At 72.0% G+C, this 12,179-nt stretch carries 8 protein-coding genes; 1 reads left to right on the top strand and 7 read right to left on the bottom strand.

Features of this window, described 5'->3' with window-relative positions:
• Nucleotides 1-10: 10 nt before the first annotated feature.
• From RM479_RS25240 to RM479_RS25225, 4 genes are all read right to left on the bottom strand, one after another.
• Nucleotides 11-1,594 (bottom strand): ABC transporter ATP-binding protein, encoded by a 1,584-nt coding sequence (locus RM479_RS25240; protein ID WP_311514191.1) that lies wholly within the window; start codon nt 1,592-1,594, stop codon nt 11-13.
• Nucleotides 1,591-2,481, bottom strand: a complete 891-nt coding sequence (locus RM479_RS25235) for an ABC transporter permease (RefSeq protein ID WP_311514190.1) — start codon at nt 2,479-2,481, stop codon at nt 1,591-1,593. Before RM479_RS25235 ends, RM479_RS25240 begins: the two co-directional genes overlap by 4 nt.
• Entirely contained in the window at nt 2,478-3,410 is a 933-nt protein-coding gene (locus RM479_RS25230; RefSeq protein ID WP_311514242.1) for an ABC transporter permease, read from the bottom strand. Before RM479_RS25230 ends, RM479_RS25235 begins: the two co-directional genes overlap by 4 nt.
• Before the next feature lie 103 nt (nt 3,411-3,513).
• The gene (locus RM479_RS25225) at nt 3,514-5,100 is read right to left on the bottom strand and encodes an ABC transporter substrate-binding protein (protein ID WP_311514189.1); all 1,587 of its coding nucleotides are present in this window, start codon (nt 5,098-5,100) and stop codon (nt 3,514-3,516) included.
• Between the two features lie 639 nt (nt 5,101-5,739).
• Here RM479_RS25225 and RM479_RS25220 point away from each other — a divergent pair.
• The gene (locus tag RM479_RS25220) at nt 5,740-6,264 is read left to right on the top strand and encodes an ATP-binding protein (RefSeq protein WP_311514188.1); all 525 of its coding nucleotides are present in this window, start codon (nt 5,740-5,742) and stop codon (nt 6,262-6,264) included.
• 25 nt (nt 6,265-6,289) lie between these two features.
• On the opposite strand, the gene RM479_RS25215 is transcribed toward RM479_RS25220, so the two are convergent.
• From RM479_RS25215 to RM479_RS25205, 3 genes are all read right to left on the bottom strand, one after another.
• On the bottom strand, nt 6,290-7,132 hold the full coding sequence (locus RM479_RS25215) for an AMP-binding protein (RefSeq protein ID WP_311514187.1): 843 nt from the start codon (nt 7,130-7,132) through the stop codon (nt 6,290-6,292).
• 390 nt (nt 7,133-7,522) lie between these two features.
• Complete coding sequence (locus tag RM479_RS25210; protein ID WP_311514241.1) at nt 7,523-10,069, bottom strand: LuxR C-terminal-related transcriptional regulator; 2,547 nt, start codon at nt 10,067-10,069, stop codon at nt 7,523-7,525.
• A gap of 162 nt (nt 10,070-10,231) precedes the next feature.
• A partial coding sequence (locus RM479_RS25205; protein WP_311514186.1) for an ATP-binding protein occupies nt 10,232-12,179 on the bottom strand: 1,948 nt, incomplete at its 5' end.

Here is a 12,179-nt window from a genome sequence, read left to right as displayed (position 1 = left end):
GACCCGACGCTCAGTCCGCGGTCGCGCCCTCGGGGGCGAAGTCCGGGGTGTCCGCGAGCAGCGCCCGCGTGTACCCGTGCGACGGCTCCGACATGACCCGGCCCACCGGCCCGTACTCCACGATGCGCCCTCGTTCGAGCACCGCCACCCGCTGGGCGATGTTGGACACCAGGGCGATGTTGTGCGTCACGAACAGCAGCGCCATCCCCTCGTCCTGCAACCCGCGCAGCAGGGCGACGATCTCGGCCTGCACCGACACGTCCAACGCGGAGGTGATCTCGTCGCACACCAGCAGGTCCGGCCCGGTGGCCACCGCGCGGGCGATGCACACCCGCTGGCGTTCGCCGCCGCTGAGCTGCTCGGGGAACCGGTCGGCGTACGACGCCGGCAGCGCCGCCCGTTCCAACGCCTCGGCGACCACCCGGTCGGGGTCGTCGGGCCGCCCCACCAGATGCCGGTAGGGGCCCAGGACCAGGTCGCGCACCCGCTTGCGCGGGTTGAGCGCCTCGTACGGGTTCTGGAACACGTACTGGACGCGTCGGCGCTGCTCCACCGTCCGGCGCCGGCCGTTCAAGGCCAACGGCGCCCCGTCGAACCACAGGTCCCCGACGGCGCCCCGGTGCAGCCCGGCCACGGTGCGCGACAGGGTGGTCTTGCCCGATCCCGACTCGCCCACCAGGGCCGTGCACTCACCGCGCGCCACCGTGAGGTCGATGCCCTCCAGCACCGACGTGCGCCCGTACCCGGCCGACAGCCCCGCGATCCGCAGCAGGTCCCCGTCGCGTTCGCGATCGGGCACGTCGGTGCGCATGCGCGGCACCGCCGCCAGCAGGGTCCGCGTGTAGTCGTGCCGCGGGGCGGCCAGCACCTCGCCGGTCGGACCGTGCTCCACCACCGCGCCCCGGTACATCACCGCGATCGCGTCGGCCAGCTCCGCGACCACCGCCATGTCGTGGCTGACGTAGATCCCGGCGGTCCCGTACTCGCGGGTCATCCGCCGCACCGTGGCCAGTACGTGGGCCTGCGTCGTCACGTCCAGCCCGGTGGTGGGCTCGTCCATGACGATCACGTCCGGCCGTCCCACGAACGCCATCGCGATCGCGACCCGCTGCTGCTGGCCGCCCGAGAGCTGATGCGGGTACCGGCCGAGGAAGGCGTCGTCGTCGGGCAGCGCCACCTCCCGCAGCACCTCGCGCACCCGCGCGTCGATCTCGGCGGCCGACAGCGCGTCGTCGTGCAGGGCCTCGCGCAACTGGACGCGCAGCCGCAGCGCCGGGTTCAGGGCCGAGGCCGGCGACTGGGGGATGTAGGCCACCGCGCGTCCGCGCAGCGCACGCACCCCCCGCTCGTCCAGCGCGGCCAGGTCCCGGCCGGCCACCTCCACCACGCCCCCGGTGATCTCGGTGGCCCTCTTGCGGTGCGCCAGCAGCGCCAGGCCGACCGTGGTCTTGCCCGACCCGGACTCGCCCACCAGGCCCAGGATCTCGCCGCGCCGCACGTTCAGTGACACGTCGCCGACGATGGTCACGTCCGAGGGGCGGCCGATCACGGTCAGCCCCTCCACCGACAGCACGGTCTCCGTGGTCTCCGTCATCTCCCGACCCCCCGGTCGATACCGATCGCCGCCCGGGACAGCCCGTCGGTGATGAGGTTGGCGCCGATGGTCAGGATCGCGATCGCGGCGACGGGCAGCACCACCGCCCAGGGTTGCACGATCATGCCCTGACGGTTCTCGTTGATCATCAGTCCCCAGTCGGCGGTGGGCGGCTGCAAGCCCATCCCGAGGAAGCCCAGCACCGCGACCACGCCGATCGAGTAGGTCAGTCGCAGACCCAGCTCCACCAGCAGCGGGCCGGTCACGTTCGGCAGGATCTCCACCGCCATGATCCGCCACCGGGGCAGACCGATGGCCTCGGCCGCCTTCACGTAGTCCTGCTCGACCACCGCGCGGGTGGCCTCGCGGATCACCCGTGCCACCCGGGGCGTGTGCGACACCGCGATGACCGCCACGATCAGCCACGTCCTGGGACCGATGATGGACATCACCAGCAGCGCGGCGATGAGCTGCGGGAAGGCCAACAGCATGTCGTTGACGCGCATGAGGACCTCGTCGACCCAACCGCGCAGGTAGCCCGCGATCACGCCCACGACCGTCCCCGCCAGCACCCCCAGCCCGGCCGAGGCGCCCGCCAGGATCAGCAGCGTCCACCCGCCCCACAGGAACCGGGTGAGCACGTCCCGCCCCCGGTTGTCCCCGCCGAACACGGTGCCGTCCACCCCGGTCTCGAAGGGGCGGGTCACGAACTCCGTCGGTGTGTAGGGGGCCACGAACGGGCCCACCACGGCGATCAGGACGATCAGCCCGGTCAGCGCCACGCCGACCCTGGTCCGACCGTGCCGCCAGGCGGCGCGGAACAGTCCGCCGCCCCGGCGGGCGCGGGCCGCTCCGGCCGCGAGGTCCTTCGTCGGGGGAGCGCTCATCGGGCCACCCTCACCTTCGGGTTGGCGGCCAGCCCGAGCACGTCGGCGGCCAGGTTGACGAGGATGTACACCCCGGCGATGAGCAGGACCACCGCCTGCACCAGCGGCACGTCCCGGTTCTCGATGGCGTCCATGAGGACCTTGCCGATGCCGGGGAAGTTGAACAGGAACTCGACGGCCACCACGCCGCCCGCCAGCCACGCCAGTTGCAGGGCCACCACCTGGGCGACCGGGCCGATGGCGTTGGGCAGGGCGTGGCGCGTCAGCACCGTCCGTTCGTCCAGCCCCTTGAGCCGGGCCTGCTGTACGTACTCGCTCTCCAGGACCTCGATCATGGTGGCCCGCATCATCCGCACGATCGGCGGGGCCACCGCGAAGGCCAGGGTCAGCACCGGCAGGACCCACTGCTCGGGACCCCCGTTGCGCGAGTACACCGACGGGAACACGTCGAGCCCGCCGGGGCCCAGCGCCAGGATCAGCAGGATGCCGACGACGAACTCGGGGATGGCCGCCGTGACGAGTGTGCCCAGGGAGGTGGTGTGGTCGAAGGCGCGGTCCCGGCGCAGCGCGCTGAAGGCGCCCACGGCCAGCGCGATCGGGGTGGCCACCAGCGCGGCCAGCCCCATGAGCGTCAACGACGCCCCGATCGGTCCGTTCAGCACCTCGGTGACCGGGGACCGGTTGGAGTAGGAGGTGCCCAGGTCACCCTGGACGACCCCCTGAAGCCACTGCGCGTACTGCACCGTCACCGGCGCGTTCAGGTTCAGTTGGTCGCGCAGCGCCGCCACCCGCTCGGGGGTGGCGTCCCGGCCCAGGATCATCAACGCCGCGTCGCCGGGCAGTGCCTGCGTGGCGGCGAACACCACGACGGACACCGCCCACAGGGTCAGCAGACCGAAGAACAGCCGGATCGCGACGAGCCGGAGCATCATGCGATCACCCTTCCGGCCGGAGCGGGGGAGCCCGCGGGGTTCCCGTTCCCCGGGCGCGGAGAAGCGGGCCGAAGCGGGTCGGAGTGCCGAGGGGACAAGGTCACGCGTCCTTCCAGAGGGTGTGGAAGGCGTACGAGCCCAGCGGGTGTCCGGAGACGGCGGGCTCCAGCCCGTGGACGGACACGTGGTGGGCGTCGAGCAGGTTGACGAACCCCCAGACGATGTAGCCGCCCTCCTCGTACTCGATCTCCTGGGCCCGGCGGATGAGCTCGTTGCGCGCGTCGAGGTCGGCGGTGCGGCGGGCCTCCTCCAGGTGGCCGAGCCACTCCTCGTGCTCGCCCCACATGGTCTCGTTGTAGGGGGCGCCCACGACCGACCCCTGGGCGGTCTGGGTGATGTAGTTGCGCGCGCTCCAGAAGTCCTGGCCGAACGGATAGGGGAAGCCCTCCTCCTCGTTCCAGTACTCGCCGGGGTTGACCCGCCGCAGGTTCACGGTGACCCCGGCCTCGCGCGCCTGCTCCTGGAAGACCTCGGCGGCGGCGACCACACCGGCGCTGATGTCGGAGGTGACCAGCTCCACCTCCAGGCCGTCCCCGTGGCCGGCGTCGGCCAGCAGCCGCTTCGCCTCGGCGATGTCCTGCTCGCGCTGGGGCAGGTCCTCGGGATAGGAGGGGTCCATCCGCGCGTACATGTCGTTGCCGACCTGCCCGTACCCGGACAGGGCCTGGTCGATCATCTCCTGGCGGTCCACGATGAGGCGGAAGGCCTGACGCACCCGCACGTCGTCGAAGGGCGCGGTGTCCACCCGCATGGTGAAGGGCAGCCACATCCCGGTCTCGGACTCCATCACGCCCAGGTCCGGGTCGGCCTCGATGATCGGCACCTGCGCGTGCGGCACCTGGCTGATGAGGTCGACACTGCCGCTGTTGAGGGCGTTGACGCGGGCGTCGTCGGACGGGAAGTCGACGATCTCCAGCTCGTCGACGTAGGGCAGGCCCTCCTCGTGGTAGCCCTCGTGCCGCTCGAACACGCTGTACTCGCCGGCCACGAACTCCACGACCTTGAAGGGTCCGCACCCGATGGGCTCCCGCGGGTCGTACCCCTCGGGGACCACGCAGTTGTAGTACTCGGCGAGCGCCTCGGGCAGTGTGACGGCGGGTTCGACGCAGGGGATCGTCACGGTCCGCTCGTCCGTGGCGGTCAACCCGTCGACGTCCACCCCGGCGAGGTCCCCGGCGCCGCGCTGCGGGTTCTCCGGGTCCAGGATGCGTCGCAGGGAGAAGACCACGGAGTCGGCGGTCACGGGGGAACCGTCGTGGAAGGTCAGCCCCTCCTTGAGGACGACGGTCCACTCGGTGCCGTCCTCGTTGGACTCCAGGGACTCGGCCAGGTGGTTCTCCATGGTGCCGTCCTTGGCGTAGCGGACCAGGGAGGCGTACAGGGCGAAGTTGCGGGCGATGTCGACGTTGTCGGTGGGGTCGTGCGCGTCCAGGGTGTCGTTGACGCCCCCGCCCGCGACGCCGACGCTCAGCCGCCCGCCCTGACGGGGCTCTCCGCCGCCGCCGTTCCCGTTCCCGTCGGAGCCGCCGCAGGCGGCCAGGACCGGGGCGACGGCCGCGCCGGCCGCCGAGAACTTGAGGAGGGTACGGCGGCTGGGGGCGGGGGTGGGGTCGGGCTGGGATGGCACGGGGCACCTCGTGGGGTTCGGGGATCGTTCGGAGCCGACCCCCGGGGGGTCGTGCGGGGGGACCGGGGGAGGGGCGAAACCGGTATCGCCAGATCCTTGTCGTCCCGGCTCGGGGCCGTCAAACAAGGCGTTCGGGGGTCGATCTCACGGAGAGTGACAGATCGACGGTGCGCGCGCGAAGTGGGAGAACGCCTCGTGGCAGGGGTTTCCCGAGGATCCGGCACGGTGGTCCGCGGCGGGGGAGAGCCGGCGGGGCGGTCCCGGCGACCCTTCTCCGGACCCGGGGGTCGTGTCCGTATCGATGTCGCTCGGAAGTGAAAACGTGGTGTTTAAATCAATTATTTTCCGTTTTAGTGGTCTTGTTGCTTTGATGGTTGATTCGTTGGATTTCTTGGAGGGGGGTCGGTGACATGGCGCACGCCTTTGCGGGCATTGCCAACGTGTTGCATGTCACATGGCCCTCCCTGGGGTCCGGACTGTTTCCTTTGTCTCCATCGGGGAGGACACGGGACGGGGTTTTGTGGCCAATCCCCGACAGCGCGAACGCGGGTGTGCTGTGCTGGACCCAGCACACCCTTGTCTAAGGTGAGTGCAGGCGGCGCAACCCGCGCGCCCGTCGCGGGTGATTGGAGTGACCGGATGGCTGAGGCGAGGCAACTCCGGGAATACGTGCCCGCAGAGGTACCCGAGAGCACGACGCCGACTTCGATCGAGGGCGGGGACCTCGTCGGGGGAGCCACCGACCACACCGTGTGGAGCTGCGCGGGCAACCTGACCGCGGTCCGCTCCGTGCGGGCCCGCGTGCGCGAGTTCCTCGCCGGCATGGGCCACTCCGAGAACGTGCTCGACGACGCCGAACTGGCCGTCAGCGAACTGGCCACCAACGCGCTGCTGCACTCGCGCTCGGGACAGAGCGGCGGCGTCATGACGCTGTTCATCCGCTCCGACGGGGGCCGCCTCCGCGTCGCCATCGCCGATCAGGGCGAGCGCTCCGGCGAGGGCGGCCACACCCGTGACGACGGCGACGACTTCGGCCGCGGCAAGCTCATCATCGACAGCTGCGCCAGCCGCAGCGGCGAGTACTGGAGCGAGGCGACCCACGTGGCCTGGTTCGAGATCGACGACCTCGAACCGGCCCTGTCCCTCGACGAAGAAGCCCTCTGAGGGGCGGGACCGGGACGGGCGGGACTCAGACGGGCAGTCCCGGAGCGGCGACGCGCTCCGGCTCGGGGAAGCAGCGCACCGTCACCCGGCGCCCCTCCGGGGTCGGGCATCGCGACCCCGTCATCACGCAGGCCCCGGTCCACAACGCCAGCGCCACCAGCGCCACCCGGGTGGCCTCCTCGCCGCGTTCGTCCACGGCGACCACGTCCTCGGCGGTCAGCTCCAACCTCTCGCGCAGGGCGACGAACCGCGCCATGAGGTCGCTGTGCGGGTACAGCGTCGTCAACAACCCCGCGCCGGTCTCCTCATAGCCCAGGATGCCGTTGTCGAACAGGCCGCGCGAAGGGCTGTACCCGGTGCCGTCGGGGCTCGGGCGCAACAACTCCTCGAACGGCGTGGTGCCCAGGGCGTCGCCGAACGAGATGACCTGCCGCACCCGGGACCGTTCGGCCAGTTCCAGTGCCGCGGGCGCCAGGTCGGCGCTCACCATCAGCAGTCTGGCGTCGGTCTCGGCCAGGGCCGCGCACTGGACGTCGGGATCGGAGGCGGGGGACAGCGGCAGTGCCCGGCCGCCCACCGCCATCACGGTGTAGGTGGCCAGGAACCGGTCCGGTGAGACCGGGGCCAGCACACCGACCACGTCCCCCAGGCACAGACCCCGCTGGCTCAGACCCGCGGCGGCCCGCTCCACCGTGGCGGCGAAGGCGAGCGCGTCCACACGACGCCCCTCGGCGCGGATGGTCCCTCCACGACCGGGTCGCAGTCTGAGGCGTTCGCACAGACCGCCGGTCAATGAGCCGATGGGGTCGTCCCTGCGCGGCAGATGACGCCCAGGTCGTCCGGTTCCAGAAGACAGTCCTACCCCCATGCGTTCCCCCAGTTCACCCTGGTGACGGTGGTACCGCCATCCGGGCTCGTCACGCCCCCTCCACGTGGCGAGCCCGGCGGCGCCGCACCGACCGGTCCGAGCGAGGTCCCTCCCCAGGTTCCACCTCGCGGCGATGCGGGTTCCCACCGGCCCCGGGAATCCCCCCGGAGCCGACGGTCCGCCGGGATCCGAGGTTCGGTCCGGGCCCGACGGCCGTTCTCGGAACGCGCGCCGACGTGCCACCGAGGTGCCAGGAGTGCGTGCGTCCCATGGCTTGAAGACTAGCGCGTTCACGGTCGGATGCACATGCATATTGCTATGCAGATGCATATGTAGATTCGGTGCGCGGGAGAGTACGACACCCCCTTCGCGGGGGTTTCGGGGGAACCGTCAGTTCTGGTCTCCGTGGCTGTCCATCCACGCGGCGATCTGCGTGCGCGAGTGGAAGCCCATCTTCCGGTTGATGTTGGCGATGTGCCGGGCCGCCGTGGCCGGGGTGATGAACAGTGCCCGAGCGATCTCCGGGTTGCTCTTGCCCCTGCTCACCAATCGGGCGACCTCCAGCTCCCGCCGCGTCAACCGCTCCCGCGGAGGTGTCGTCTCCGGAGGGGGCGGCGGGGTCGGGGTCGGTTTCGGCCGGGTCGTCCGGGTGTTCGGGCGCCGGGGCCGCTCAGCGCCACCACCGGTGGAGGGGGTGCCGCGCCGCGACGGCGGTCGCCTGCCCTCCTCGGACAGTCGTTCGGCCTCCCGTACCGCCTCGGCCGTGCCCAGGGCGCGCCCCTGCTCCCAGAGGGCGACCAGTCGGCGCCTGCGCCGCCGTGCCCGCTCGACCTCGGCGAACGGCCACGGGGCCGGGTGCGTCGGCAACCCCAGCTGCTCGCGCATCCGCACGGCCGCTCCGGCCAACCGACAGGCCGGGTCGCGCATGCCCGAATCGAAGGCGACCCGGGCGATCGAGATCAGCGCCCGTCCCACCTCCGCGCGCTGCCCGCTCGCGTGGGAGAGCAGCAGACCCTCGCTCAGGTAATCGTAGGCCTGACCGGTCCGCTCCTGGGCGTGCGCCACCCGACCGATGCCGGCCAGGCAGCGCGCCTCCTCGGCGGGGGCGCCGATCAGCCGCTGGGTGTCCAGCGCCTCCCGGTAGCAGCGGTCCGCCGTCACCAGGTCCCCGCCCAGTTCGGCGGCCCGGGCCTGACCGATGAGGGTGACGCCCACGCCCCACCGGTGATCGATCCCGCGCAGGAGGGTCAGCGCCGCGTTGTAGTGCTGGTCGGCGGTCTGGTGATCGTCCTGCTGGGCGGCCAGCGCGCCCCGGGTGCCCAGGGCGATCGCCTCGCCCCACAGGTCGCCCGACTCACGGCACAGCCGCAGGGCCTCCTCCACCCGCACCGCGGCCTGGTCGGGCACCCGCTCACGTACCTCCACCAGGGCCAACAGGTTCAGGGCGGTGCGCACGAAGACCTCGTCGCCGGACTCACGGCACAGCCGCAGGCCCTCCTCGCCCAGGGACAACGCCAGGGCGTGGTCGCGACGCACCCGCGCCAACTGGGCCCGGCCCACCAGGGCGCGCGCCCGGGAGGGCGCCTTGTCCGCCTCGTCCATCCCCAGGAGCAGGTCCATGAGGTGGGCGCCCTCGGAGTAGTCGTGGTGGCTCACCCAGTGCGCCACCAGGCTCGCCGCCAGACGCAGCCCCGCCTCGGCCCTGCCCTCGCGGTGGGCCCACCGCAGCAGCGACCGCAACGTGTCGTACTCGGCGACCACCCGGCGCCGCCCGGAGTCGCGTTCGCTCCAGGGCATCGACCGGCTCGACTCCAACTTGCGGCCCAGGTCCTCGGCCAGGCTCGACATCCGGTCCAGCAGGCGTTCCCGGAACGTCTCGTCCTCGTCGGCCTCGACCAGCCGCTCTGCGGCGAACGACCGCAACGCCTCGGGCAACCGGTATCGCAACCGGCCCTCGAACTCACCGGTGATGGTGATGAGCGACCGGTTCAGCAGGGACGCCAGCAGGTCCAGGACCTCGGTCTCGGCCAGGTCGTCACCGGTGCACACCTGCTCGGCCGACTCCAGGTCCCAGCCCCGGAACACCGACAGCCGGCGCAACAGCACGCGTTCGGGTTCGGGCAGGGCGCGGTAGACGAAGTCGAGCACGATCGGCAGCACCTCGCTGCGCGAGACCGCCTGACCCGGTCCCGGTCGGAACTCGGGGGAGGCCAGGTGCGTGCGCAGGCTCTCGGCGAGTCCGGCCGGGCCGACACCAGGAACGCTCCCACCGAGCACCTCGATGCCCAGCGGGACCCCGCCGGCGAGGTCGCACAGCACCGCCGCGGTCTCCAGTTCGTCGGGGGACACGGAGAAGCGGGGATCGCGGATCCGGGCCCGGTCCAGGAACAACCGCACCGCCTCGGAGTCCCCCGGGTCGGGGGGAGGCGCGTTGCGCGCGGCCACCGGCAGCGCCATGGGCGTCATCCGCCACACCGTCCCGCCCGACAACCGGACCGGCTCCAGTGCGGTGATCAGCACCGACACCTCGGGGCAGCAGGCCAGCAGGGTCTCTCCGATCTCCGTCACCGCTTCGGCGACGTGACCACAGGAGTCCAACACCAACAACAACCGACGATCGCGCAGCGCCTCGACCACCGTGGTCGCCAACGGCTGCCCCGGTTCCTCGATGACGCCCACGGCGTGTGCCACCCGGGCGTGGACCTCCAGGGAGGTGTGCGCGTCGGTCAGGTCCGCCAGCCACACCCCGTCGGGGAACGCCGCGGTGGACTGTTCGGCCACGCGCAGCGCCAACCGGGTCTTGCCGATCCCCTCGGTGCCGCACAGGGTCACCGAGCGGCTGGAGTCGAGCAGCCGGAGCAGGCTGCTCAGGTCCCGCTCGCGGCCCACGAAGCCGGTGCCCGGCCGAGGGAGGTTGTGCCGCGCGGGCGCGGTCAAAGGTGCCATGGCCTTCACATGTCGGGGCGGTCGGGGAGGTCCTCACCGTGGTCGGGGGGTCATGGTGGCAAGGGGACTTCTTCATCGGGGGAGGTGCCGGAAACCTCTGTCTTAGCGTCTGCGCGCGTCGTGTGCAAGTGCGCCGAGGGGGTGCCGGGCCCCTTATGTCTGCTCTTGAGCTGAAGTCCAGCCGGTCAGCTGTGTTCGGGACGAAATCGAGAGTTTTCTAAAGATGTTCGCTATATGTCGGGCCGCGGTGGCCTGGCTGATGGTGAGCCGATCGGCGATCTCCCGATTGGACAGTCCCTGCTCGGCGAGTTCGGCGATCTCCCGTTCCCGGGGGGTGAGGGTGACCGGTTCGGCCGGGCGGTCCGAGACCCGGGGGAAGGCCAGGGCCCGATCCCGCACCTGTTCCAACGGCAGCGACCGCCAGGCGTTCCAGGCGTTGACGGTCCGCGCCGACCCCACCCGCCGTTCCACGGCCGAGCGCAATCGGACCGTCTCCGCCGAGGGCCGGTCCAGCGCGGTCCGCAGGTCGGCGGCCACCCCCGCCAGGGCGGCGGCCCGTTCGGCCTCCTCCTCGGCCAGGGCCAGCTCGCCCAGCGCCTCCATCGCCCGGGCCACCGCGATGCGCTGTCCGGAGGTGAAGCTCACCCGCAGGCACGAGGCCAGAGGCTCGCGCGCCTCCAGGATCCGCCCCTCGGCGAGGTAGAGCCGCCCCAGTTCGCGGGAACAGTGCGCGGTGGCCGGGGCCGCCCCCAGTTCCTCGAACACCGTCAGCGCCTCGGCGAACAGCTCACGGGCCCGTTCGAAGTCGTCCTGTTCGGCGGCGATCGACCCCAACACGTGCAGGGAGCGTGCCACGCTCCACCGGTCGTGCAGCTTCTCACCCAGCTCGATGCAGTGCCTCAGGTGCTCGACGGCGCGATCGGGTTCCCCGCGTCGCCGGGCCAGCTGGGCCAGCACGCCCAGGGCGGTCGCCTCGGTGAGCGGGTCGCCGGCCTGCTCTGCCCAGGCCAGAGCGCGCTCGGCGTGACCGAGACCCTCCTCCAGGGCGTTGGTGCGCAGCGCCAGCGCCGCCATGGTGGCCAGGGCGGAGGCCGCGGCGCCCGCCTCCCGACAGGCCCGTGCCGCCTCCAAGGCGCACATGGCCAGAGTGGACACCCGTGGGGCCACGTCCACGTCCAGACGCAGCTCGGCCTGGAGGGCCAGGGCCCGCGCTCGGAGCCAGGGCGACTGCCCGTCGGGGTCGGCGGCCAGCACCGTCTCCAGGACACGGCCGCCCTCGGCGGCCAGGTCGCGCACCAGCCAGTAGGGGCGCAGCGCCACGCACACCCGAAGCGCCTCGTCCACACGGCCCCGCGAGAGGGCCCACGTCACCACCCGGGCGTGGTTCTCCCGGTGATGGTCCAACAGGCGCAGGTGGGCCAGTCGCTCGGGCCAGCCCAACGGGGAGCGGGAGTTCTCGGCGGCCTCCTCCAACCGGGAGACGCAGAACTCCAGGTAGCGGGCCCAGCGTTCGTCCTCGCCGCCGCCCTCGGCCAGGTGCTCGGCCGCGTAGGCGCGCACGGTCTCGGTGAGCCGGTAGTGGGCGGTGCCCTCGATCTCGGCGTCCACCACGATGAGGGACTTGTCCAAGAGCGAGAAGTGCAGCGGCAGGATGTCCGCCGGGTCGACCCCGTCGCCCGAGCACACGTCCTCGGCGGCCTCCAGGTACCAGGTCCCGAACACCGACAACCGGTGCAGCAACGCCCGCTCCGGTTCGCTCAGCAGGTCGTGGCTCCACTCCAGGACCGCCCGCAGCGTGCGCTGACGCGGCGGCAGACCGCCGGAGCCGTCGCTGGTGAGCAGCTGGAACCGGTCGTCCAGGCGGCGCAGGATCTGTTGCACCGACAGCACCCGTACGCGTGCCGCGGCCAGTTCGATGGCCAACGGCATGCCGTCGAGCAGTCGACAGATCTCGGCGATGTAGCCGGAGTTCTCCCGGGTCATCTCGAACCCGGAGCGGGCGGCGTGCGCCCGGGTGACGAACAGGCGCACGGACTCGTAGCGCTGGGCGTCGCGCCGGGGCAGCGGGGCCGGGTCGGCGGAGTAGGGGTCGGTGGGGGTG

It is taken from the genome of Nocardiopsis lambiniae (assembly GCF_031845465.1).
Classification (GTDB): Bacteria; Actinomycetota; Actinomycetes; order Streptosporangiales; family Streptosporangiaceae; genus Nocardiopsis; species Nocardiopsis lambiniae.
This window is presented reverse-complemented; position numbering and strand designations above follow the sequence as displayed.